A 24469-nucleotide genomic window follows, 5' to 3' on the forward strand; every position below is an offset into this window, starting at 1 on the left:
CCGATGTCCGAGCCGAAGGAAGTCGAGCACGGGATCACGATCTCGGCGCCGGCCGCCGAGGTCTACCGGCTGATCGCCGACGTGGCCAACTGGCCGCGGATCTTCCCGCCGACCATCTACGTCGACCACCTGGAGCGCTCCGGCGACGAGGAGCTGATCGGGATCTGGGCCACCGCCAACGGCGAGGCCAAGAACTGGACCTCGCGCCGCGTGCTGGACCCCGAGGCCCTGCGGATCACCTTCCGGCAGACCGTCTCCACCCCGCCCGTCGCGAGCATGGGCGGCACCTGGATCATCGAGGCGGCCGGCGAGGAGACCTCGCGCGTGCGGCTGCTGCACGACTACACCGCCGTCGACGACGACCCGGCGGGGCTGGCCTGGATCGACGAGGCCGTCGACCGCAACTCCCGCTCCGAGCTGGCCGCGCTGAAGACGAACATCGAACTCGCCACCGCGTCCGAGGAGCTGACGTTCTCCTTCGAGGACACCGTCCGGGTCGACGGTTCCGCCAAGGACCTCTACGACTTCGTCAACGAGGCCGACCGCTGGTCCGAGCGGCTCCCGCACGTGGCGACCGTCCGCCTCACCGAGGACACCCCGGGCCTGCAGACCCTGGAGATGGACACCCGCGCCAAGGACGGCTCGACGCACACCACCAAGTCGTACCGGGTCTGCCTGGACGGCCGGAAGATCGCCTACAAGCAGACCACCCTGCCGGCCCTGATGAACCTGCACACCGGCTACTGGACCTTCCGCGAGACCGACGAGGGCACCTTCGCCTCCTCGCAGCACACCGTCGTGCTGCGCCCCGAGAACATCGAGAGGATCCTCGGACCCGAGGCCGGGGTCGCCGAGGCCCGCGCGTACGTGCAGGGCGCGCTCAGCACCAACAGCCGCGCCACCCTGGACCACGCCAAGGCGTACGCCGAAGCGAGGCGCTGACCCATGGCCGGTGCCGACGCGGTCGACACGCACGTCCTGGTGGTCGGCGCCGGACCCGTCGGGCTGATGCTCGCCGGGGAACTGCGCCTCGGCGGCGCCGACGTGACCGTCCTGGAACGGCTGGACGCCCCGACGACGGAGTCCCGGGCGTCCACCCTGCACGCACGGACGATGGAACTGCTGCTCCAGCGCGGGCTGCTGGACGGGCCCGGCGGCTTCGCCGACCCCGGGCCGCCGCCGAACGAGCCCCGCGGCCACTTCGGCGGTCTCCCGCTCGACCTCACCCTGGACAGCAGCCACCCCGGGCAGTGGAAGGTCCCGCAGACCCGCACCGAGGAACTCCTCGGCGCCTGGGCGGAGCGCCTCGGGGCCCGCGTGCTGCGCGGACACGAGGTCTTCGCCCTCACACAGCACCCGGACCATGTGACCGTCGTGACCGAACACCAGGGCCACCGCCGGGAGTTCACGGCGCGGTACGTCGTCGGCTGCGACGGCGAGCACTCCGCCGTACGACGGCTCGCCGGCATCCCCTTCTCCGGCGACGCCGCCGGACGGGAGCTGATCCGCGCCGACGTCGACGGCATCGACATCCCGGACCGGCGCTTCCAGCGGCTGCCGAACGGGCTCGCCATCGCCGCCCGGCGCGGGGACGGCGTCACCCGGGTGATGGTCCACCGGTTCGGTACCCCGCCGCGCACCGCACAGGCCCGCTTCGCCGACATCGTGGCCGCCTGGCGGGACGTCACCGGCGAGGACATCGGCCACGGCACCCCGCTGTGGGTGAACTCCTTCGGCGACGCCTCCCGGCAGGCCGAGCACTACCGCGCGGGCCGGGTGCTGCTCGCCGGCGACGCGGCCCACCAGCAGATGCCGATCGGCGGCCAGGCCCTCAACCTCGGCCTCCAGGACGCCGTGAACCTCGGCTGGAAGCTCGCGGCCACCGTCCTCGGCCGGGCCCCGGCGGGGCTCCTCGACACCTACCACGACGAACGGCACGCCGTCGGACGCCGCGTCCTGTCCGCCATCCGCGCCCAGGCCGGGCTGCTGCTCGGCGGGCCCGAGGTGGAGCCGCTGCGCTCGGTGATCGGCGAACTCACGTCGTACGAGAAGGTCCGGGCGCACCTCGCCGGCACGATCAGCGGCCTCGACGTGCGGTACGGGGACGACCGGGAGGCGCTGGTCGGCTCACGGCTGCCGGAGACGCGGCTCGACTCGGGGGCGACCACGGCCGAACTGCTCGGCTCCGCCCGCGGGCTGCTGCTCGTGACGGACCCGGCGCTGGCCGGGGCGGCGGCGGACCGGTCGGCGTCGGTGGACACAGTCGTCACCCGTCCCGCAGGGCCCCTCGACGGCCTCGCCGCCGTGCTCGTACGGCCGGACGGCTACGTCGCCTGGGCCGGCGCCTCGGCGGACGGCCTGCACGAGGCCCTCGGCCGCTGGTTCGCGTCCGACCGGCCCACCCCTCGCACACCACAACCAACTGTCAGGAGAAGGAAGATGGGCAACCTGACCGGAAAGACCGCGCTCGTCACCGGCGCCAGCCGGGGCATGGGCCGGGCCACCGCCGAACGGCTGGCCGCCGACGGCGCGCTGGTCGCCGTGCACTACGGCAGCAGCGAGGAGGCCGCCGCCGAGGTGGTCGCCGGGATCGAGAAGGACGGCGGGCGGGCGTTCGCCGTCGGGGCCGAACTGGGCACGCCCGGTGACGTCCACGAGCTGTTCCTCGCGCTGGAGGCGGGACTCAAGGAGCGCACCGGCGAGACCGAGCTGAACATCCTGGTCAACAACGCGGGGGTGATGGGCGGGGTCAAGGCCGAGGACACCACCCCCGAGCAGTTCGACCGGATCTTCGCCGTCAACGCCAGGGCACCGTTCTTCGTCATCCAGCGGGCGCTCGCCAACATGCCCGACGGCGGCCGGATCGTGAACATCTCCTCCGGCCTGACCCGGTTCGCCAACCCGGACGAGATCGCCTACGCCATGAGCAAGGGCGCCGTAGAACAACTGGCCCTCCACTACGCCAAGTTGCTGGGCTCCCGCGGGATCACCGTGAACAGCGTCGCGCCGGGCATCACCCGCAACGGCAACCCGCTGTTCGACATCCCCGAGGCCGTCGAGGCCATGTCCGCGCTGTCCGCCTTCAACCGCGTCGGCGAACCGCAGGACGTCGCCGACGTCGTCGCCTTCCTCGTCTCCGACGACGCCCGCTGGGTCACCGGTTCCTTCGTCGACGCGAGCGGCGGCACGCTCCTGGGGTGACGCGGTGACCAGGACCCTTCCGTCACCGGTCGCCGCCGGCCCGGACGAGCGGTTCGGCCCCCGGCTGTGGGGGCTGCTGCTCGTCCTCGCCGGCAACATGCTCATCGACGCGCTGGAGGTGTCCGTGGCGGTGGTGGCGCTGCCCGCCATCGGCACGGACCTGGGACAGCCGCCGACCGTCACCCAGTGGGCGATGACCGGCTTCGCCGCCGGCTTCGGCGGCCTGCTCCTGTTCGGCGCCCGCGTGGTCACCCTCCTGGGCCGCCGCCGCGTCTACCTCGCGGCCCTTCTCGCCTTCGCCGCCGCGTCCGCACTCAGCGCCCTCGCCCAGGACCCGTGGCTGCTCCTCACCACCCGCCTGCTCAAGGGCTTCTGCGCGGCCCTCACCGCCCCCACCGGCCTGGCCATCATCACCACCACCTTCCCGGAGGGCCGCCCCCGCTCCCGGGCAGTCTCCGTCTACACCCTCTTCGGCGCAGGCGGCTTCACCGCAGGCCTGCTCCTGTCCGGCTGGCTGACAGAAACCTCCTGGCGCTGGGCCTTCGCCTTCCCGGCCCCGGTGGTGCTACTGCTGTTCGCGTGCGGCCTGCGCCTGATACCGGGCGAGGCGCTGGACGCCCCAAAGGCCCCGAGCGTTCCGGCACGGGGCGAGGAGAGCGTCCCAAAGGGCCCGAGCATTCCAGCAGGGGGCGCAGGGAGCACCCCAAAGGGCCCGAGCGTTCCGGCACGGGGCGCGGAGAGCGTCCCAAAGGGCCCGAGCATTCCAGCAGGGGGCACGGGGAGCGCCCAAAAGGGCCCGAGCGTTCCGGCACGGGGCGCGGAGAGCGTCCCAAAGGGCCCGAGCATTCCAGCAGGGGGCGCGGGGAGCGCCCAAAAGGGCCCGAGCATTCCAGCAGGGGGCGCGGAGAGCGCCCCAAAGGGGCGCGGGGAACTGCGCGACCAGCCCCCACGGCGGCGCAGCCGAACGACGACCCGGCACTTCGGCATCCCCGCCGCCCTCACCTTTCTAGGAGCCCTCCTCACCCTCGTCCAAGGCATCACCCAACTCCCCACCCACAACTGGACCGACCCGGCAGCCATCGCCCCTCTCACCGCGGCCGCCCTCCTCCTGCTGGCCTTCTGGCAGATCGAGCGCCGCTCGGCCGCCCCCCTCCTGAACATCGGCCCGCTGCGCAGCAACCCCGCCCTGCTCCGCTCCGCCGCCGGTGCCGCCTGTCTCAACGGCTCCTACCTGGGCCTCCTGTTCGTCCTGACGTACCAGACCCAGACCCTCGCCGGCTGGTCCCCCCTCCACACGGCGCTCGCCCTGCTCCCGGCCGCCGCACCCCCGGCGCTCACCGCGCTGGCCTCCGGCCGCCTGGTCGCCAAGTTCGGCGCCCCCCGCCTCATCGTTGCCGGCGCCGCCTGCGCCTTCGCGGGCGGCCTGCTCCAACTCCGCCCGCACCCCTGGCCGCTGGACTACCCGGGCCGGATGCTGCCGACGCTCCTCCTCGTCGGCGCCGCCTTCGTGCTCTCCTTCGCCGCGCTGAACATGCAGGCGATGTCCCGCCTGACCCCCGCCGACCGGCTCACCGGCAGCGGCCTGTACCAGACGGCCGTACAGCTCGCCGCGGTCCTCGCGGTCGCGCTCGTCGCCGCCCTGCTCGCCGCCCACGCGCCGGCGCCCGGCGCCGGTCCGGCCGCCGCGGCCGCCGCCTGCCGGCCGGCGCTGACCCTGGTCGCCGCCCTCGGCCTCCTGGGCCTGTTCGTCGGCCTCACCGGCCTGATCCGCACCCCTCCCTCCTCACTCCACCACGGGGAATGACCATGGACCAGACAACGCAGACCTGGGTCTTCGACGACCTGGACGACGAACTCGACGATCTGGACTACGAGTTCGAGCGCGACCGGATCACCGAGGTGGTGCCGCCCAGCCTCGCGCACCTCGCCTCCGTCGGCCTCGCCGAGCGCACCCGGCTGATCGACGCGTACGTCCGCGGCGAACTCGCCCGGGTGCTGCGGGTGGCGCCGGAGAGCATCGACACCGTGGGCCGCCCGATGAACAGCCTCGGTATCGGGTCCATCAACGGCCTGGAACTCCAGCGCAGGATGGAGGCCGCGCTGCGCGTCGACGTCAACCTCAACCGGCTGCTGCGCGCCAACAGCGCCGCCGAGCTGGTCGACTGCCTCGCCGGGCAGCTCGGCCCGGAGGACAGCCCGCACAAGCACGCCGGCCGGGGCGAGTACCACCTGGTCGCGCACGACGTGCCGAGCCCGAGGTGATCAGGGAGATGCCGGTCCTGGAGTTCGGCACGGCCACCCTCGCCGCCGGGCCGAGACTGCCCGCGGCCGGACAGCTGGACGTCTGGCTGGTGCGCCGGGCGGCCCTGGAGACCGCGGCCGAACTGCTCGACCTGTCCGAGCTGAGCGAGGCGGAGCGCCGGCGGACCGCGTCCTTCGTCCGGCCCGCGGACGGGGTGACGTACGCCTCCGCCCATGTCGCCCTGCGCCGGCTGCTCGGCGCCTATCTGGGGCTGCCTCCGCAGGACGTGCCGTTCGTGCGGGAGCCCTGCCCGGGCTGCGCCGAGCCGCACGGCCGGCCGGCGGTCGCCCACCCCGATCCGCCGCTGCACTTCTCGCTCGCGCACAGCCACGGCATGGCAGTGGTCGCCGTCTCCCGTGCGGTCGTCGGCGCCGACGTGGAGCGGCTGCCGCGGGCCGAGACCGTCGAGGTCTGCGCCCCGGCGCTGCACCCGGGGGAGCAGACGGAGCTGGCGGCGCTCGGCGACGCCGGGGAACGGCGCGCGGCCTTCGGGCGGCTGTGGACCCGCAAGGAGGCCTATCTCAAGGCGCTCGGCACCGGGCTCTCCCGCGACCCCGGCCACGACTACCTGGGCGCCGAACCGCGGCGCAGGCCGGCCGGCTGGACGCTGCTCGACCTGCCGTCCGGGCCCCGGCACAACGCCGCCGTCGCGGTGCGCGGCGGGGCGCCCGAACAGGTCACCGTGCGCTGGGTGCCGCCGGCCGCGCTGTACGTGGGCGCGACGGTCGACCTGGACGCCGACGGGACGGTGGGCGTGCCCGTGGGCGTGACCACCCGAGTATCCGACTGGGGAGCGTGACCCGCCAATGTCACTCGAACAGAAAGCCGGTCGTGAGGCCGACCGCCCGAGCCTGCACGACCGTGAGCACCGCGGCCAGTGGACCGCCGCCGAGCGCATCGAGGAACTCGGCCTGATGAAGGAGGCCGCCCGGCACGGCGACCCCCTTGCAACTGAGCGCCAGCACGCCAAGGGCAAGCTCACCGCGTACGAACGCATCGAACTCCTGCTCGACGAGGGGTCGTTCAACGAGGTCGAGATGCTCCGCCGGCACCGCGCCACCGGCTTCGGCCTGGAGAAGAAGCGGCCGTACACCGACGGGGTGATCACCGGCTGGGGCACGGTCCACGGCCGTACCGTCTTCGTCTACGCGCACGACTTCCGCATCTTCGGCGGTGCCCTCGGCGAGGCCCACGCCCAGAAGATCCACAAGATCATGGACATGGCCATGGCGGCGGGCGCACCCCTGGTGTCGCTCAACGACGGGGCCGGTGCCCGGATCCAGGAAGGCGTCTCGGCGCTCGCCGGCTACGGCGGGATCTTCCAGCGCAACACCCGCGCCTCCGGGGTGATCCCGCAGATCAGCGTGATGCTCGGGCCGTGCGCCGGCGGCGCCGCCTACTCGCCCGCCCTGACCGACTTCGTCTTCATGGTCCGGGACATCGCCCAGATGTTCATCACGGGACCGGACGTGGTGAAGGCGGTGACCGGCGAGGAGATCACCCAGAACGACCTCGGCGGCGCCGACGTCCACGCCGGCGCCTCCGGCGTGGCCCACTTCGCCTACGACGACGTCCGCAGCTGCATGGAGGACGTACGGCACCTGCTGTCGCTGCTGCCGTCCAACAACCGTGACCTGCCGCCCCGTTCGGCGACCACGGACCCGGCCGACCGCCGCAGCGACCGGGTGGTGGAGCTGGTCCCCGACGACCCCGGGCGGGTCTACGACATCCGGACCGTCATCGAGGAGATCGTCGACGACGGCGACTACTTCGAGATCCAGCCGGGCTGGGCCACCAACGTGGTGTGCGCGCTGTCCCGGCTGGACGGCGAGGTCGTCGGCCTCGTCGCCAGCCAGCCGGCGTCGTTCGCCGGGGTCCTGGACATCGACGCCAGCGAGAAGGCGGCGCGCTTCGTGCAGTTCTGCGACGCCTTCAACATCCCGCTGGTCACCCTGATCGACGTACCGGGCTTCCTGCCGGGCGTGGACCAGGAGCACAACGGCATCATCCGGCGCGGCGCCAAGCTGCTCTACGCCTACTGCAACGCCACCGTGCCGCGGATCTCCCTCGTGCTGCGCAAGGCGTACGGCGGCGCGTACATCGTCATGGACTCCCGGTCCATCGGCACCGACCTGGCGCTCGCCTGGCCGTCCAACGAGATCGCCGTGATGGGCGCCGAGGGCGCGGCGAACGTCATCTTCCGCCGGGAGATCGCGGCCGCGGACGACCCCGAGTCCACCCGCGCGCAGAAGATCAAGGAGTACCAGGCGGAGCTGATGCACCCCTACTACGCGGCCGAGCGCGGTCTGATCGACGACGTCATCGACCCGCGGGAGACCCGCGCCACCCTGATCCGCGCCCTGGCGATGCTGCGCAGCAAGCAGGCCGACCTGCCGTTCCGCAAGCACGGCAACCCGCCGCAGTGAGCGCGCCGGAGGACGCGGACGGCGCCCTGGTCATCAGGCTCGTGAAGGGGCAGGCGAGCCCCGCCGAGCTCGCCGCCCTCACCACCGTCCTGCTCGCCCGCGCGGCCGCCCTGGCCGCGGTGGACCCCTGCCCGCCGGCGCCCCGCCCGGTGGTCGGCTGGCGCCGCCCGGAACGCCTCGCGACGCACCGCGACCCCCGCGGCTGGCGCGTCACCGGCGGCCGGGCGCTGTGACCGGCCGCCTCGCCCGAAGTTCCGGCTGTATCCCCGCCCGAAGCTCCGTCCGAAGCTCCGTCCGAAGCTCCGCCCGAAGCTCCGCCCGAAGCTCCGGCTGAATCCCCGACCGAATCCCCGACCGAATCGGAGTCACGGACCCCATGGCCTTCCCGTCCCTCGACCGCGCCGACACGGTCTCCGCCCTGCGCTCCGAACTCGACGCCCTGCGCGCCGAGTTCGGTGCCCTCGCCGACCGTGCGGCGGTCGCCGAGCTGATCGACCGCTACATCACCCTGCTCGACACCCAGGACGACCACGGCTTCGACCCCGCCTGGCCGGCCGCGGTCTTCACCCCGGACTGCCGCCTGGAGTTCCCGGTCGGCACCGTCGAAGGGCGCGACCGGGCCGCCGCCTTCCACCACGACCGCAAGTCCCGCTTCGCCCGCACCCACCACCTGGCCGCCAACTACGGCATCCGGGTGGTGGGGGACACCGCCCGGATCCGCGTCCACCTCATCGCGTCCCATGTGCACCACGAGGACGGCCCGGACCCGGACGGCCGCTTCGACATCGGCGGCTACAGCGAGGGGGAGGCGGTCCGCACCCCGGACGGCTGGCGGCTGCACCGCTGGCGGTTCCGGCTGATGTGGTCCGACGGGGCCGGCCCGCGCCCCGGCCCCGCCCCCGACGAACTGCGCAGTTCCCAGCCACGACCACGCCAGACGAAAGGACGATGAGACCGTGTCAGGCACACAGACCACCGCGCTGAACCTGGGCGCCCTGCGCGAGACCGCCGGCGACGACCGCCGGCGCGCGTTCGAGGCGTTCCTCTGCCGCACCCTGGCCCAGCACCTGGACATCCCTCCGGCCCACCGCATCGCCCGCAACCGCCCCCTGTACACCCAGGGCATCGACTCCCTCACGGCGCTGACCCTCCAGCGCACCCTGGAGGCGGCCCTGAACATCCCGATACCCGCCCACCACCTGCTGCGTGAACAGTCGGTGGGCGAACTGGCCGCGACCCTGAGCGAACTGGTCGACCGGACCTGAGCCCGGCACGACGCCACCGGTGGGACGACGAGCACGGCCACCGGTGGCTTCCGGCGCACCAGTCATGCGACAACGTTGTCAAGGAGAGTGGCCGACCCTTGCTCAAGGTCCGCACCGGGGCGCTCGTGTCAGAATGAGGGCGCCCGCCGTTCGTCCGGTCTTCATCGAGGTCGTCCGTGTCCCAGCCCGTCGGCCGAGTGCCGCAGCGTAGCAACGCACGGTCCAACCGGGCGCGGATCCTGGCCACCGCCCGCCAGCAACTCGGCCGGAACCCTGACATCACCCTGGAGGAGCTGGCCCGCGCCTCCGGTGTCGTACGGCGCACGCTCTTCGGGCACTTCCCGGGGCGGGCCGCGCTGCTGGAAGCCCTGGCCGAGGAGGCCGCCGAGGCGCTCCAGGCCGCCCTCGCGCGGGAGGCGGAGCCGGCGGAGCCGGCCGACCGGGCCCTCGCGCGCTTCTCCCTGTCGCTGTGGCCGGTGGGCGACCGCTACCGGATGCTGCTGGCCCTCGCCCACCGGGACCTGGGCGCGGAGCGGGTCGCCGAGGTCCTCGCACCGGCCCGGGTCCGGGCCACGGCCATCGTGGAGCGCGGGCAGCGGGACGGCGTCTTCCATCCCCATCTGCCGCCCGCGGTGCTCAGTGCCGCCCTGGAGGGCATGTCGATCGCCCTGCTGGAAGAGGTCAACACCGGAGCGTTCGAGGACGACGGCACCCGCACGGCCGTCGCCACGCTCATCGCGGCCGGGGTCCCGGAGAAGCAGGCGCACACCGTGGTCGACGAGGTCGCCGCCGAGGTCGCGCCGGAGAACCCCGCCGGGACCTGAACCGGGCGGCCCCCGGGCCTTCCCCTCTCCCGGCGGCGCACGGCGCGGTCGCCGGGGGCGCCGGCGGAGCCGTCAGCCGATGTCGGGCAGGGGGCGCCGGGCCACCTCGTGGGCGTCGTCCGGCGGTACGCCCAGCATGCGCAGGGCCATCTCGGCGAGGTTCGCCGCGGCCTCGTCGCCGTCCACCTCGGGGCGGGCGAACCTCAGCTCCACCAGGGACAGCAGGCTGCCGCCGAGGGCGCACAGGGCCACGGTCGGGTCGACGGCGGTGAAGCGGCCGGAGGCCATGCCCACCTGGACGTCCCGCAGCGCCCGCCTGGTCAGGCCGTTCTCGCTGTGGACGTGGCCGAGGCCGCGGCGGCGCAGGACCTGCATCAGCTCCGGGTGCGAGTCCGCCATCCGGGCGCTGAGCCGGAAACCCGCCGCGACCAGCTCCGCCGGGTCGTCGATCCCGGTCAACCGCTCGTCGAAGGCCCGGCCGAACTCCTCCAGGGCGTCCACCACGGCCGCCTCGAACAGCGCCGGCTTGGACTCGAAGTGGTTGTAGAAGGAGCCGAAGCCGACGTCGGCCTGTTCGGCGATCGCCTGGATGCTGGCGCTGGTGTCGCCGGTCTCGGCGAGGATCCGCCGGGCCGCGCGCACGAGCGCCTGACGGGTCTCGGCGCGGCGTCGCTCGAACCGGTTGCCGGGCGGGGCTGACGTAGACATGCGCCGAGTCTAGCCGCGGCGCCGATGACGGTCACAGTACTGATGGGTTCATCAGTTAACTCCGGACGACGTCTTGACGATGGAAATCTCATGATTGATGATTTCCTCATTGCGGCGATGTTGCTCGGAGGACACCATGTCTGAAACCGTCAGGACGGCCCATCAGGACCTCCACAGCGAGCAGGGTGCCCTGCGCGGCGAGCATCCGGGCCGGTCCCGGAACCCCGTGATCAAGGTGGCGGACCTGGCCTGGCTCGAATTCGAGAAGCCCGACCTGGACCGGGCCGAGGTCTTCGCCCGTGACTTCGGGTTCGGCATCGCCGCCCGCACCGACGGCGAGCTGTGGCTGCGCGGCACCTTCGCCGGGTCACCGTGCATGGTGATCCGCAAGGGCCGCACCAGCCGCTTCATCGGCCCGGCCTTCCGGGCGGCCGAGCGGGCCGACCTGGACCGGCTGGCCGGGGCGACGGGGACGGCCGTACGGGACGCGGACGTGCCCGGCGGCGGCAGGGCGGTCGACCTGCTGGACCCGTCCGGCTTCCCGGTGCGGGTCGTGCACTGCGGCGAGCGGCTGCCGGCGCTCCCCGAGCAGCGGCCGCTGCTCCTCAACTCCGGCACCGACCACCGCCGCAGGAACGCCGCCCAGCGCCCGCCCCGCGAGCCGTCCCGTATCCAGCGGCTCGGCCATGTGGTGCTGGAGACCCGGGTGTTCGGCCGGGCCCTGGACTGGTACCTGGACACCCTCGGCATGATCGTGTCCGACTTCCTGTTCCTGGACGGACAGCGCCACCGCGGCCCGGCCATGGCGTTCGTCCGCTGCGACCTGGGCGGCACACCGGCCGACCACCACACCCTCGCCATGCACCTGGGTCCCGGCACCGGGTATGTCCACTCCGCCTACCAGGTGACCGACCTGGACTCGATCGCGGCCGGCGGCGAGTACCTCAAGGAGCGCGGCTACAAGCGCAGCTGGGGCATCGGCCGGCACATCCAGGGCAGCCAGCTCTTCGACTACTGGCGCGACCCGGACCGCTTCATGCTGGAGCACTTCGCCGACGGCGACCTGTTCTCCGACGACGTCGAACCCGGCTGGGCCCCGATGTCCACGAGCTGCCTCGCCCAGTGGGGTCCGCCCGCCACCCGCGACTTCCTCGGCGCGAGTCCGTCCCCGCGACGGGTGCGCGAGGTCGTCCAGGCGCTGCGCGGCGACAACGAGATGGACCCGGCCCGCCTGCTCGGCCTGCTCAAGGCCGCGAATTCCTGAGCCCCTTCACAGAGAGCCACCTCATGAGCACCAACGTCCTGCGCACCGCCGACGGCTGGTGGGCCGTCCGCGGCGACCGCGCCGTCCCCGTCCCCACCAAGGCCGCCACCACCGCCGAACTGATCGCCGACCGCGCCGCCGTACGGGAGGCGGCCCGTTCCGGCGAGACGGGCACCCCCGTCGCCGACCTGACCGCGCTCTCGCCGGTCACCACCCCCTGCCGGGTGGTCGCCCAGATGGTCAACTACCGCAGCCACGCCCACGACTCGGGCTTCACCGGGGACATCCCGCCCGCCTTCTTCCGCAAGGCGTCCGGTTCGGTCAGCGGCCCCGGCGCGGCCGTCGTCCGGCCCGCGCACGTCGCCCTCCTCGACTACGAGGTCGAACTCGGCGTGGTCATGGGCGCCCCGCTGCCCGTCGGCACCGTGGTCGGGGAGCGGGACCTGCCGTCGTACGTCGCCGGACTCGTCGTCACCAACGACGTCAGCGCCCGGGACGTGCAGCTCACCAGGACGCAGTTCTACGAGAGCAAGTCCTACCCCACCTTCACGCCCACCGGGCCCTACCTCGCCCTCCTGGAGCCCGAGGACTTCGCCCATCTCCTCGACCTGCGGCTGACCCTGCGCGTCAACGGGGAGCTGCGTCAGGACCGCACCCTCACCGACATGATCGTCCGCCCGGCGCGGGCGCTGAGCCTGCTCGCCCGCTTCCAGGCCCTGGACCCGGGCGACCTGCTGCTGACCGGCACCCCGGGCGGCACCGCCCTCAAGGCGCCGCCGAAGCCGGTCGAGAAACTCGGCGCGCTGCTGCCGCCGGCCGTGAAGTGGAAGGTGTTCTTCAGGAGCCAGGCGAAGAACCCGCGCTACCTGCGCACCGGGGACGTGGTCACGGCGACGATCTCGACCCCGGACGGCCGGATCGACCTGGGCGAGCAGCGCACGGCCGTCACCGACGCGTAGGCGCTCCGCTGGGCGTGCCGCCGGGTGCCTGGTGCCGTGTGTCGGCTGCGGCGCCGTCGTGGCTGGTCGCGCAGTTCCCCGCGCCCCTTACGGGGCGCTGTCCCGCTCAAGACCCCCTGAAAGAGCCGCACATGACCGTCGAGCCGTTCTTGGCAGACATACCCGTAGTGATCATCGGCGCCGGGCCGGTGGGCGTGACCGCCGCCCTTCTGCTCGCCCGGCGCGGAGTCCGCAGTGTCGTCCTGGAACGCCACCGGGACGTCTACCCGCTCCCGCGCGCCCTCGTCGTCGACGACGAGGTGCGCCGGATCCTCCAGGCCGCGGGCGTCGGGGAGGAGTTCGCCGCGATCGCCCGCCCGGGCAACGGGCTGCGCCTCCTCGACGCCCGGCACCGGGTGATGGCCGAGTTCCGCCGCGCCGGGCACGGCCCGCACGGCTACCCGCAGACCAGCATGTTCGAGCAGCCCCGGCTGGAGCGGCTGCTCCGCGCCGAACTGGCCCGCCGCCCGGAGTGCGAGCTGCGCGGCGGCACGGAGGTCACCGCGGTCACCGCGGTCGGCCCGGGCACCACCGGCCCCGTGCGGGTCGCCTACCGCGACGACACCGGCGAGCACGAGCTGCGGGCCGAGGCGGTGCTCGGCTGCGACGGCGCCAACAGCCTCACCCGGCGGGCGATCGGCGGCGTCTGGGAGGACCTGCGGTTCGAGGAGAGCTGGACCGTCGTCGACGTCCGCACACCGGCCGCCGTCCGCTCCTGGGGCGGGGTCGACCAGGTCTGCGACCCGGACCGGCCGGCGACCTTCATGCGCGTCGCCGAGGACCGCTACCGCTGGGAGTTCCGGCTGCGCGAGGGGGAGCGCCGGCCGCTGCGCGAGCTGGTCGCGCCGTGGCTGCCGCTGTCGTACGACGGGGAGTTCGAGGTCGTCCGCGAGACGCCGTACACGTTCCGGGCGCGGGTCGCCGACCGGTGGCGCGGCGGCCGGGTCTTCCTCCTCGGCGACGCCGCCCACCTCACCCCGCCGTTCATCGGGCAGGGACTGTGCGCGGGGCTCCGGGACGCGCACAACCTCAGCTGGAAGCTCGCCCGGGTGCTCCGGGAGGGCGGCGACGAGCGGTTGCTGGACACCTACGAGAGCGAGCGCAGACCGCACGCCCGGCACGTGATCCGGCTCGCGGTGGCGATGGGCTGGGCCATGACCGGCGGCCAGGACGCCGCCGCCCCGCTGCGCCGCAGGCTGCTGACCGCCGCCTGCCGCGTCCCCGGCCTGACCGCGGCGGCCGGCCGCGACCTCAGCCCCGCCCTGACCCCCGGCCCCCTCGTCCGGCGCGGCCCCCGCCGCGGCCTCGCCGGCACGCACTGCCCGCAGCCCTGGGTACGCGCCGACGGCCGCCACAGCCGCCACGCCCGCCTCGACGAGGTGCTCGGCGACGACTTCACCGTCCTGACCGCCGCCGGTCCCGCACCCTCGCTGACCGCGCTCGCCCACGGACTCGGCGTCCGCGCCGTCCCGGTGACCACCCTCCACGACGACGGCACGCTCGCCGCCTGGCTGCGCGCCGGCCGGGCGGACGCCGTCCTGCTGCGGCCGGACCGCGTCGTCCTGGACGTCGTCCCGGCCGGCGGGCGCACCTTCACCGACACCGCCGCCTGGGCGTCCCTGCTGCACACCGCGCGCAGCCCCCACCCCGTCGAGAACAGCCTGCCGAGGAGCACCACCACGCCATGACCGGTCCGGACCCGTACCCCAGCCCCACCCCTTTCACCACCCCCGACCCGCAGGCCGTCGCGGACAGTCGCATCGTGGACTTCGCCCGCCGCGCCGGGCGGGACGGCACCGACTACGCCGCCCTGCACCACTGGTCGGTCACCGACCTGGAGGGCTTCTGGGCCGCGGTGTGGGAGTACTTCGGCATCGACGCGGCCACCCCGTACGAACGGGTGCTCGACGGGGAACGGATGCCGGGCGCCCGCTGGTTCACCGGGGCCACCCTCAACTACGCCCACCACGCGCTGCGCGACCTCCCGGCCGACCGGCCCGCGGTCATCGCCCTCGACGAGACCGGCTCCGGGTACGAGGTGACCGGGGACCGGCTGCGCGCCCAGGTCGCCTCCGTCGCCGCCACCCTGCGCGACCTCGGGGTGGCACCGGGCGACCGGGTCGTCGGCTACCTCCCCAACACCCCGCACGCGATCGTCGCGTTCCTCGCCGCCGCCAGCCTCGGCGCCGTGTGGTCGGTGTGCGGGCAGGACTACGCGCCGCGGGCCGCCGCCGCCCGGTTCGGCCAGCTCGAACCCGTCGTGCTGATCGCCGCCGACGGCTACCTCTTCAACGGCGCGACGCACGACCGGCGCGACGCCGTCCTCGAACTCGCCGCCGCCCTGCCGACGTTGAAGGCCACCCTGCTGGTGGACCACGCGGGCCTGCCGTGGCCCGCCCGGCCGTATCCCTCGCTGGTCGTCCCCTGGGAGGACGCGGCCACCCGCACCGAGGAGCTCAGCTGCGTGCCGGTCCCGTTCGACCACCCGCTGTGGGTCGTCTTCTCCTCGGGTACGACGGGACTGCCCAAGGGCATCGTGCACGGCCACGGCGGAGTCCTGCTCGAACACCTCAAGACCCTCGGCCTGCACTCCGGCCTGGGCCCCGGCGACCGCCTCCTCTGGTACACCACCACCCACTGGATGATGTGGAACCTGGTCGTCTCGACCCTGCTCACCGGCGCCACGACCTGCACCTACGACGGCAGCCCGGCGCCCCTCGCCAAGCCGGACACGCTGTGGGAGCTGGCCGCCCGGCACCGGGTGACCGTCTTCGGCACCAGCCCCCAGTACCTGCTGGGCATGGCCAAGTTCGGCATCGACCCGTCCGTGCACGACCTCTCGGCGGTCCGCGTGGTCGGCTGCACCGGCTCCGCCCTGCCCGCCTCCGCCTACCCCTGGGTCCGCGACCACGTCGGCGAGCGGGTCCTGCTGGTCTCCATCAGCGGTGGCACGGACGTGGTCTCCGGCTTCGCGGGCAGCGCGCCCAACACCCCGGTGTGGGCCGGGGAGCTGTCGGCTCCCCACCTGGGGGTGGCGCTGGCCGCGTACGACGCCGAGGGCTTCCCGGTGACCGGCAGGGTCGGCGAACTCGTCGTCACCCGGCCCATGCCGTCGATGCCGCTGTACTTCTGGAACGACCCGGACGGCACCCGCTACCGCGACGCCTACTTCTCGGTGTACGAGGGCGTGTGGCGGCACGGTGACTGGATCACGGTCACCGGACACGGCTCGGTGATCGTCCACGGCCGCTCCGACTCCACGCTCAACCGGAACGGCGTACGCCTGGGCAGCGCCGACATCCACGACGTCGTCGAACGCCTGCCGGAGATCGCCGAGGCCCTGGTCATCGGCGTCGAGGAGCCCGACGGCGGCTACTGGATGCCCCTGTTCGTGGTCCTCGCGCCCGGGGCGGCCCTGGACGACACCCTCCGCGACCGGATCCGCGCCGCCGTCCGCACCGGCGTCTCACCCCGGCACGTCCCCGACGAGATCCTCGAAGTGCCGGGCATCCCGCACACCCGCACCGGCAAGAAACTGGAGGTCCCGGTCAAACGCCTGCTCCAGGGCGCCCCGGTGACGGACGCCGCCGACCCGTCCGCCGTGGACGCACCGGACCTTCTCGGCCACTACGCCCGGCTGGGCGCCGCACGCCGGAACCGGTCCGCGTGAGCGCCGGCCCGATCGTCCTGGCCGTCGTCCTGGCCCTGGTCTTCCTGCCGCTGGGCGTGGCGAAGATCGCCGCGCTGCCGTTCATGCGCCGGGCGGCGGCGCACCTCGGCATGACGACGGGCCGCTACCGGGTCGTCGGGGTGCTGGAGGTGGCCGGCGCCGCAGGGCTGCTGCTCGGACCGGTCTCGGCCCCGCTCGGGACGGCCGCCGCGGGCGGGCTGGCGCTGCTGACGGCCGCGGCGGCGGTGGTCCACCTGCGCCGCGGCGACCCACCCGCCCGGGCGCTGCCCGCCGCCGTGCTGCTCGTGGCGGCCGGGGCGTACGCCTGGCTGTGCGCAGCCGGGTGACGGACGGACCGGCCGCGGACGCCACTCGGTGCCCGCGGCGTGGTCAGGGGTCCGGCCGTTCCGCGGGCTCCGGAGCGGTGCGTGCGTGGTCGCGTGGCCGGCGGGACTACGTGGTTCACGGGATGCGATGCCGTCGGGCGCGGAAGAAAGCTGGGCGCGTGCTGTCCGGGTACCTGGAGAGCTCCGATCGCGTGGCAACCGCTCGCCCTCTCTTCCGCGGCCCGGGGAGCGCATTCGGGCACCGGACGACGAGCGTGGGAGTTGAGTGGTCTTGGGTCGTAGCACACCGCTGCGGGGGCGTTCCGACCATCTGTCGCTGGGGCTCGCCGTATTACGCCGTACGGTGCGGTCCGGCCAGAGCGGGACAGTACTCGTCACCGGCGAGCCCGGGATGGGCAAGAGCGCGCTGCTGGACGCCCTGACCTGCGAGGCCGCCCCGCTCGGCTTCGTGATCGGGCGGAGTGCGGTGGACGAGATAGCGCGGACCACGCCCGGCGCGCCCCTGCTGATGGCGCTCAGGTCGGGGCCGCTGGCCTCTGCCGGTGCCGGGGCCGGGGAGATCGCCGAGCTCGACGGGCTGTCGGCGCGGCCCCTCACCTTCATGGACCGGATCGGCGAGATCCTGGAGCGCGCCGCGGCGGACACCCCCGTCCTGATCGCCGTGGACGACGTGCAGTGGGCCGACCAGCTGAGCCGTACGGCGCTGTCCGCGCTGCCCGGCTGGCTCGCGGGGCATCCGCTGGTGTGGGTGTTCACCAGCAGGGACGCCGACTGCCCGGTCTTCCGTGACCTGACGGCCCGCACCACCCCCTCGACACCCGTCACCGTCGTCCCGCTGGCGGCCCTCGGCCGGGACGACGTCCTGCAGATCGCCCGGGACCGGCTCGGCCGCCCGCCCTCGGAGCCGGTCCGCCGGATGCTCGACGGCGTCGGCGGCAGCCCCTTCCTGGCGGTCCAGCTCCTCGAAGGGCTGCTGCGGGCCGCCGCGCGCGGTGAGCCCGCCGACCGTGTCCCCGACGAGTTCATCGCGGGCGTCCGCCGGTCGCTGGCCGGCCTCGACCCGGCCGCCGCCGACGTGGTGCGGATGGCCTCGGTGCTGGGCCGGACGTTCGCCGTGGACGAGATGGCCGAACTCCTCGCCCCCCGTCACGACCACGCGTCGGTCGCCACCGGCGTGGAGGCGGCCCTCGCCTCCGGACTGCTCGGCACCCTCGGGCACCGCATCGGCTTCCGCCACGACCTGGTCCGCGAGACCGTCTACGGCGCCCTCTCCGACGGCGCCCGGCGCCGCTTCCACCGCGGCTGCGCCGCGTTCCTGATCGACGGCGGCCACAGCCCCCTGGAGGCGGCCCCGCATGCTCGACTCAGCGTCACCCCGGACGACGAGGCCTGCGTCCGGATCCTGCGGGACGCCGCCGAGGAGGCCGTACCGGCACTGCCCGAGACCGCCGGGAAGCTGGTCACCGAGGCGTTCCGGCTGCTGCGGCCGGGCAGCCGGACGTGGCGCGAGACGGGCGAGCACTGCGTGGACGTGCTGGGCCGGGTGCAGCGGGCGGCCGACGCGGTGCAGCTCGCGGAGACGCTGCTGCGGCGCACGAGCGAGCCCGAGGCGACGGCCCGTATCCAGGTGCTGATGTCCCGCGCGCTGTGGCTGACCGGCAACCTCGGCGACTCCGTGGAGCGGATCGGCAGGGTCCTGGCGCTGCCCGGCATCTCTCCGGCGCTGCGGGCCAGGCTGGAGGCGGCCCGGGCGCTGGCGCTGACCGGCCACGACGCCACCGCCGCCCGGGCCGTGGCACCGGCCGCGCTCCAGCAGGCGCGGGCGGTGGACGACCGGGAGGCCATGGTGCTGGCGCTCCAGGCGGTCGGGGAGGTCGGCCGCAACTCCGGGCACCACGTCGACGCCATGACCGCGTTCCGCGAACTGCGGCAGCTGGAGGGCGTGAACCACGTCGCCGGCGAGATCATCGAACTGCAACTCCTCGACCGCTACGAGGAGTCCGAGGCGCTCATCGCCGCGGCCCTCGCCGACGCCCGGGACGAGGTCGAGGCGGTCCGGCCCTCCCTGCTGTCCGCCCAGATGTGGCACGACTTCAACCTCAGCAGGCTGGACGACGCCGAGTCGGGGGCCCGGGCGCTGATCTCCATGAGCCATGAACTGGGCGGCCACGTCTACGAGTTGGACGCCGTCGTGGTGCACGCCTCGGTGTCCGCGCTGCGCGGCGAATGGGAGCAGGCCAAGCGTCTCGTCGCGGACCGGGAGAGCCGGAGCAGGGCCGACGACGGCATCCGCAAGCCCAGCCTCCGGCTGATGCGCGGCTGGTTCGCCGCGGCCGAGGGGCGGCCCGCGGACGCCGTGGACATCCTGGCCCCGGTCCTGTACACCGCCCGCGAGTCGAGGACCTGCTGGCCCTGGTGGCCCGGCTGGACGCGGTTGCTGCTGGCGATCGGCACGGCCGCGGGCGACGAGCGCTTCGCCAAGGAGGCGCTCACCCTCGCCGAGGAGGGCGCCGCCCGCAATCCGGGCATCGCCAGCTACGAGGGGATCGCCTACCAGACCCAGGGCCTGGCCCGTGCGGACCTCACCCTGCTGGAACGGGCCGCCGACACGCTAGGCCGCAGCCCCCGCCCCGAACTCCAGGCCGGCGGGGCCGCCGACTACGGGAAGCTGCTCGCGGCCCGGGGCCGGCGCGCGGAGGCCGCCGTCCACTTCGACCGGGCCTGGGCCATCTACGAGCGGATGGGCGCCCGCCCGGCACAGGACTCCCTGCACCGCGCGGCCCGCAAGGCGGGCATCCGGCGCCCCGAGTGGTCCGCCGGGGCCGGGAACGCCCGCCCGACCCACGGCTGGGCCGCCCTCACCGACGCCGAGACCCGGGTCGCGGCCCTCATCAGCGCCGGCCACACCAACCGGTCGGCGGCCGCCGAACTCGGCGTCTCGCCCAACACCGTGGGCACCCACCTGCGTTCGGTGTTCGCCAAGCTCGACGTCAACTCCCGCGTCCAGCTGGTCAACGCCCACCGCAACCGCACGGACGAGACATTCGGGATCCGCTAGCGAGCCGGGCCGCGGTGGCCTGGAGAGTGTCCCCGGTGGTGTCCACGGTGGCCTGTTCGTGTGCCTCGTCTCCGTCGGCCGAGGGCTCGAACCCGTGGCCGGGCCGCCCATATTTCGAGCCATCGGCGAGGACCGTGAACTTCGTCTTCCCCTCCGCGCTGACCTGCGGCGATGCCCAGACAGGTGCGAATCACGGGTGGCGCCCCCGGCAGGACTCGAACCTGCGGCCAAGCGCTTAGAAGGCGCCTGCTCTATCCACTGAGCTACGGGGGCCGGCTGTGCTGGCCTCGCACGTACTGCCCTGGTGGGGGCGGGTCCGTGACGCTGCCGGGGACAAGGATAGAACTCCCCGATCCTTCTCCCTGCTGCTTCGCCTCCGTGGCTCAATGTGGAGGTTCAGTGAAGCGGTCCTGATAATCGCAGGCAGGTACGAATCGTGCATCGCTTTTGGCGCCTGGCGCACCGGGTGTTGTGCACTCGTTATGCCTGGACTGTGCCTCCGTCCCAGTCGCCCCTTCCGCCCGTTGTGTCCTGTCGGCGCGCAGACATGTCTATATGCTTCAGAATTCCCCTAAAATTGGGCATTCTTCGCATGTGGTGACCTTGGACGTACGGCCTCAGCTGCTCGACACACTCTCCGCCCTGCGCGACCGTGTCGCTGCCGCACGCTTTCCGCTGCCCCTGGCGGGGGCTCCACGCGCGCGTGCCAACCGCGACGAACTGCTCGCACAGCTCGACGACTATCTGGTGCCCCGCCTCAGAGAGCCCGAAGCGCCACTTCTGGCCGTCGTGGGCGGATCGACGGGCGCCGGCAAGTCGACCCTCGTCAACTCACTCGTGGGCCGCCGGGTCAGCGAGGCGGGCGTGCTGCGGCCGACCACCCGCACGCCGGTCCTGGTCTGTCATCCGCAGGACCATCACTGGTTCAGCGGCATGCGCGTGCTGCCCGACCTCACCCGTGAGTGGGTACCCCACCAGGAACCCCGCGACGACCCCTTTTTCCCCGACGAGAACCGCGCGCGCGTGCTGCGCGTCGAGACCGCCGACAGCATCCCGCGCGGCCTCGCCCTGCTCGACGCCCCCGACATCGACTCCCTGGTCGTCGACAACCGCGTCCTCGCCGCAGAGCTCATCTGCGCCGCCGACGTCTGGGTGATGGTGACCACGGCCGCCCGCTACGCCGACGCCGTCCCCTGGCACCTGCTGCGCACCGCCAAGGAGTACGGCGCCACCCTGGTGACCGTCCTCGACCGGGTCCCGCACCAGGTCGTCTCCGAGGTCTCCCGGCAGTACGGCGCCCTCCTCACCAAGGCCGGACTCGGCGACGTACCCCGGTTCACGGTGCCCGAACTGCCCGAGTCGGCCTGGGGCGGCGGCCTGCTCCCGGCCACCGCGGTCGCCCCGCTGCGCGCCTGGCTCCTCCACCAGGCCCAGGACCCCGGCGCCCGCACCCACACCCTGGGCCGCACCGCCCAAGGCCTCCTCGACTCCCTCAAGGCCCGCATGCCCGAACTGGCCGGCGCCGCCGCCGCCCAGTACGCCGCCGCCCTGCGCCTGACCTCCGCCGTCGACACGGCGTACGACAGCGAGCACGCGCGCGTGCGCGGACGCCTCCAGAGCGGAGCCGTCCTCGCCGGCGACGCCCTCAAGCGCTGGCGTGCCTACCCCCTCGACTGCTCTCCCGGTGAACTCCTGGACGCCCTGGTGGAGAGCCTCGCCGCCCTGCTGCTGTGCTCCGTCACCGCCGCCGACGAACGCGTCGACGACGCCTGGCGCCGCGAGCCGGCCTCCGCCGCTCCCGGACTCACCGACCGGGACCCCTCCCTGGAGAGCGCCGAGCACCGCATCGGCCTCGCCGTACGGCGCTGGCGGCGCGAGCTGGAGGAGTACGCCGACGACGAGGTGCGCGAGCTCGACCGCAGCGTCGCGCCGGACCCCGAGGCCGTCGCCGCGCTGGTGGCCACCGCGCTGCTCGGCGGACGCCGCACCAAGGCGGCGGGGGAGCGGCTCGCCGAGCGCATCGGCGCCCACGGCGCGCTGCGGCTGCGCGACCGCGCGGGACGGCTGCTCACCGAGCACGTGGACCGCGTCCTGCACGCCGAACGCGAACGCCGCATCGCTCCGCTCGACGCCCTCGACGTGCACCCCGAACCCCAGGCCGAACTCATCGCCGCCCTGTCCGTCCTGCAGAAGGAGAGGTGACCGGTGACCGCCGTCACTGACCACGACCACACGGATCACATGGAACGCATGGATCACACCAGTGACTACACCGGTGACTACACCAGCGACTTCGAATCCGGCCTGACCGCGGCGGCCCCGACACCGGCCGCCGCACGGGAGCCCGTACGAGAAGCCGTACGAGAGCCCGCGCGGGAACGTGTCCAGGACTCCGTACCGGACGGCGCCCCGCACCGGAGCGCGACCGGGAAGAAGCCCGCGGACACCGCCGAGCGTCCCGAAGGCCCGCAGGCCCCCGAGGCGGCCGAAGCCGACGGGGGCGCTCCCGAGACCGAGAATGTGCCGCACGCACGCGTGCGGGAGCGGCGGGAGCCGGCCGACGACGACCCGGCCGCCGAGGACGACGCCGCCGAGGACGTCTGGGACGACGGCCTCATCGCCCGCCGCGTCACCGAGACCGCCAAGGCCGCCGTACCCGTCCTGGAGACCCGCGGCCCGGGCGCCCCGCCCCCCGCCCCGCTCGCGTACGACGGCCCGCTGCGCTCCCGCCTCGACGCCCTGCGCGAACTCGTCGGCCTCTCCCGCACCCGCCTCGACAGCACCGCCCTCGCCGAGGCCGGCCGGGTCCTGGACGAGGCGGCCGCCCGGCGCCGGCTCTCCGGCCAGCACACCGTCGTCGCCCTCGCCGGCGCCACCGGCAGTGGCAAGTCCCAGCTGTTCAACGCGCTCGCCGGCGTCGCCATCTCGGAGACCGGGGTACGACGGCCGACCACCGCCGCGCCCATCGCGTGCAGCTGGAGCGACGGCAGTGCGGCCCTCATCGACCGGCTCGGCATCCCGGGCCGGCTGCGCCGCCGCCCCGTGCACAACCCGGAGGCGGACGCACAGCTGCGCGGACTGGTCCTGATCGACCTGCCCGACCACGACTCGGCCGCCGTCCAGCACCGCGAACAGGTCGACCGGATCCTGAAACTGGTCGACGCGGTGATCTGGGTCGTCGACCCCGAGAAGTACGCCGACGCGGTCCTCCACGAGCGCTATCTGCGGCCCATGGCCGGCCACGCCGAGGTCATGTTCATCGTTCTCAACCAGACCGACCGGCTGCCCGGCGAGGCCACCGACCAGGTCCTGGACGATCTGCGCCGGCTGCTCGACGAGGACGGCATCGCGCTCGGCGAGTACGGCGACCCGGGCGCGACCGTGCTCGCGCTGTCCGCGCTCACCGGCGACGGCATCGGAGAACTGCGCGAGGTGCTCGGCCAGTTCGTGTCCGAGCGGGGCGCGGCGGTCCGCCGTGTCGCCGCCGACGTGGACGCCGCCGCGGCCCGGCTGCGGCCCGTCTACGCCACCGGGCAGCGTGCCGGGCTCAGCGAGGATGCGCGCGACGATTTCGCCGCGCGGCTCGCGGACGCGGTCGGCGCCACCGCCGCCGGCGAGGCCGCCGAACGGGCCTGGCGGCGCAACGCCAACCGGGCCTGCGGTACGCCCTGGCTGCGGCTGTGGCGCTGGCGCCAGAAGCGCGGCGAGCCGCTCACCGGACGCCTCCAGAAGGCCCAGCCGGAGGAGGAGGCCACCGCGAGGCAGCGCGTCGAGCAGGCGGTCCGCACGGTCTCCGAGCGGGCCTCGGCCGGGCTGCCCGCGCCCTGGGCGCAGGCGGTGCGCGAGGCGGCCGTACGCGGCTCGCAGGGCCTTCCGGAGGCGCTCGACGACTTGGCCGCGCGGGCCGGGATGCCGCCGGGGCGGCCACCGCGGCCGGGCTGGTGGCCGGTGGCGGTGCTCGCCCAGGCCGCCATGACGCTCCTTCAGGTGGTCGGCGGGCTGTGGCTGGTGGGGCAGATCAGCGGGGTGATGGCGCCCAACCTGGGCGTTCCGGTGCTGCTGATGGTCGCCGGGATCGTCGGCGGACCGCTGGTCGAGTGGGGCTGCCGGATGGCGGCCCGCGGACCGGCCCGCCGCTACGGCCTGGAGGCGGAACGCCGGCTGCGGGAGGCTGCGGCCGGCTGCGGCCGGGCCCGGGTGCTGGACCCGGTGGCGGCGGAGCTGCTGCGGTACCAGGAGGTGCGGGAGCAGTACGGGAGGGTGACGCAGGCGAACGCCGGAGCGGTGTGACGCGGCCGGGTGGGGCTCGGTCTGGGTGAGGCTCCGTCCGGAGGGCGTGGGTCACTCGTCAGGGTGGTGGAGTTTTCCACAGGCCTGCAGTGGTCCACAGCGCTCGGCGGGCCCGG

General features: G+C 74.0%; 19 protein-coding genes and 1 tRNA gene. 18 read left to right on the forward strand and 2 right to left on the reverse strand.

From position 1 onward, the window contains the following. Positions 1-3: 3 nt before the first annotated feature. The 10 genes from KVT45_RS19935 to KVT45_RS19980 all read left to right on the forward strand — a co-directional run bounded on the left by KVT45_RS19935 (position 4) and on the right by KVT45_RS19980 (position 10018). Positions 4-942: an aromatase/cyclase gene (locus tag KVT45_RS19935; RefSeq protein ID WP_217549294.1), complete on the forward strand. Its 939-nt coding sequence runs from the start codon at positions 4-6 to the stop codon at positions 940-942. 3 nt (positions 943-945) lie between these two features. Then, entirely contained in the window at positions 946-3201 is a 2256-nt protein-coding gene (locus KVT45_RS19940; RefSeq protein WP_217549296.1) for an SDR family oxidoreductase, read from the forward strand. A gap of 4 nt (positions 3202-3205) precedes the next feature. Continuing rightward, the gene (locus tag KVT45_RS19945; RefSeq protein WP_308310827.1) at positions 3206-5005 is read left to right on the forward strand and encodes an MFS transporter; all 1800 of its coding nucleotides are present in this window, start codon (positions 3206-3208) and stop codon (positions 5003-5005) included. A 2-nt stretch (positions 5006-5007) separates the two neighbouring features. Then, the gene (locus tag KVT45_RS19950) at positions 5008-5463 is read left to right on the forward strand and encodes an acyl carrier protein (protein WP_217549298.1); all 456 of its coding nucleotides are present in this window, start codon (positions 5008-5010) and stop codon (positions 5461-5463) included. An 8-nt stretch (positions 5464-5471) separates the two neighbouring features. Beyond that, the gene (locus KVT45_RS19955; protein ID WP_217549300.1) at positions 5472-6302 is read left to right on the forward strand and encodes a 4'-phosphopantetheinyl transferase superfamily protein; all 831 of its coding nucleotides are present in this window, start codon (positions 5472-5474) and stop codon (positions 6300-6302) included. Between the two features lie 115 nt (positions 6303-6417). Then, positions 6418-7929: an acyl-CoA carboxylase subunit beta gene (locus KVT45_RS19960; protein ID WP_254647079.1), complete on the forward strand. Its 1512-nt coding sequence runs from the start codon at positions 6418-6420 to the stop codon at positions 7927-7929. Continuing rightward, the gene (locus tag KVT45_RS19965) at positions 7926-8162 is read left to right on the forward strand and encodes an acyl-CoA carboxylase epsilon subunit (RefSeq protein ID WP_217549304.1); all 237 of its coding nucleotides are present in this window, start codon (positions 7926-7928) and stop codon (positions 8160-8162) included. The genes KVT45_RS19960 and KVT45_RS19965 overlap by 4 nt, the downstream gene beginning before the upstream one ends. Before the next feature lie 143 nt (positions 8163-8305). Continuing rightward, positions 8306-8881 (forward strand): nuclear transport factor 2 family protein, encoded by a 576-nt coding sequence (locus tag KVT45_RS19970; protein ID WP_217549306.1) that lies wholly within the window; start codon positions 8306-8308, stop codon positions 8879-8881. Between the two features lie 4 nt (positions 8882-8885). Continuing rightward, the gene (locus KVT45_RS56415) at positions 8886-9194 is read left to right on the forward strand and encodes an acyl carrier protein (RefSeq protein WP_217549308.1); all 309 of its coding nucleotides are present in this window, start codon (positions 8886-8888) and stop codon (positions 9192-9194) included. A 176-nt stretch (positions 9195-9370) separates the two neighbouring features. After that, complete coding sequence (locus KVT45_RS19980; protein ID WP_217549310.1) at positions 9371-10018, forward strand: TetR/AcrR family transcriptional regulator; 648 nt, start codon at positions 9371-9373, stop codon at positions 10016-10018. A gap of 72 nt (positions 10019-10090) precedes the next feature. Here KVT45_RS19980 and KVT45_RS19985 read toward each other — a convergent pair whose 3' ends face one another. Continuing rightward, on the reverse strand, positions 10091-10726 hold the full coding sequence (locus KVT45_RS19985) for a TetR/AcrR family transcriptional regulator (RefSeq protein ID WP_217549312.1): 636 nt from the start codon (positions 10724-10726) through the stop codon (positions 10091-10093). A 136-nt stretch (positions 10727-10862) separates the two neighbouring features. Here KVT45_RS19985 and KVT45_RS19990 point away from each other — a divergent pair, with 136 nt between their 5' ends. The 6 genes from KVT45_RS19990 to KVT45_RS20015 all read left to right on the forward strand — a co-directional run bounded on the left by KVT45_RS19990 (position 10863) and on the right by KVT45_RS20015 (position 20063). Further along, positions 10863-11990 (forward strand): VOC family protein, encoded by a 1128-nt coding sequence (locus KVT45_RS19990; protein WP_217549314.1) that lies wholly within the window; start codon positions 10863-10865, stop codon positions 11988-11990. A 23-nt stretch (positions 11991-12013) separates the two neighbouring features. Beyond that, positions 12014-12949 carry a fumarylacetoacetate hydrolase family protein gene (locus KVT45_RS19995; protein WP_217549316.1) on the forward strand — a complete coding sequence of 312 codons (936 nt, stop codon included), beginning with the start codon at positions 12014-12016 and terminating at the stop codon, positions 12947-12949. Positions 12950-13080: 131 nt separating this feature from the next. Then, complete coding sequence (locus tag KVT45_RS20000) at positions 13081-14676, forward strand: bifunctional 3-(3-hydroxy-phenyl)propionate/3-hydroxycinnamic acid hydroxylase (protein WP_217549318.1); 1596 nt, start codon at positions 13081-13083, stop codon at positions 14674-14676. Beyond that, on the forward strand, positions 14673-16658 hold the full coding sequence (locus KVT45_RS20005) for an acetoacetate--CoA ligase (protein ID WP_217549320.1): 1986 nt from the start codon (positions 14673-14675) through the stop codon (positions 16656-16658). The genes KVT45_RS20000 and KVT45_RS20005 overlap by 4 nt, the downstream gene beginning before the upstream one ends. Beyond that, on the forward strand, positions 16655-17005 hold the full coding sequence (locus KVT45_RS20010) for a DoxX family protein (RefSeq protein ID WP_217549322.1): 351 nt from the start codon (positions 16655-16657) through the stop codon (positions 17003-17005). Before KVT45_RS20005 ends, KVT45_RS20010 begins: the two co-directional genes overlap by 4 nt. A 271-nt stretch (positions 17006-17276) precedes the next feature. Then, a complete protein-coding gene (locus KVT45_RS20015) occupies positions 17277-20063 on the forward strand; it encodes an AAA family ATPase (protein ID WP_217549324.1) in 2787 nt (928 codons plus the stop codon). A gap of 197 nt (positions 20064-20260) precedes the next feature. On the opposite strand, the gene KVT45_RS20020 is transcribed toward KVT45_RS20015, so the two are convergent. Next, positions 20261-20336 (reverse strand) — tRNA-Arg (locus KVT45_RS20020). 321 nt (positions 20337-20657) lie between these two features. Between KVT45_RS20020 and KVT45_RS20025 the strand changes: the two genes are divergently transcribed. Next, positions 20658-22265, forward strand: a complete 1608-nt coding sequence (locus tag KVT45_RS20025) for a dynamin family protein (protein WP_217549326.1) — start codon at positions 20658-20660, stop codon at positions 22263-22265. A 3-nt stretch (positions 22266-22268) separates the two neighbouring features. After that, complete coding sequence (locus KVT45_RS20030) at positions 22269-24353, forward strand: YfjP family GTPase (protein ID WP_217549328.1); 2085 nt, start codon at positions 22269-22271, stop codon at positions 24351-24353. Positions 24354-24469: the final 116 nt, after the last annotated feature.

This window comes from Streptomyces sp. GbtcB6, assembly GCF_019091475.1.
GTDB classification, from domain to species: domain Bacteria; phylum Actinomycetota; class Actinomycetes; order Streptomycetales; family Streptomycetaceae; genus Streptomyces; species Streptomyces hyaluromycini.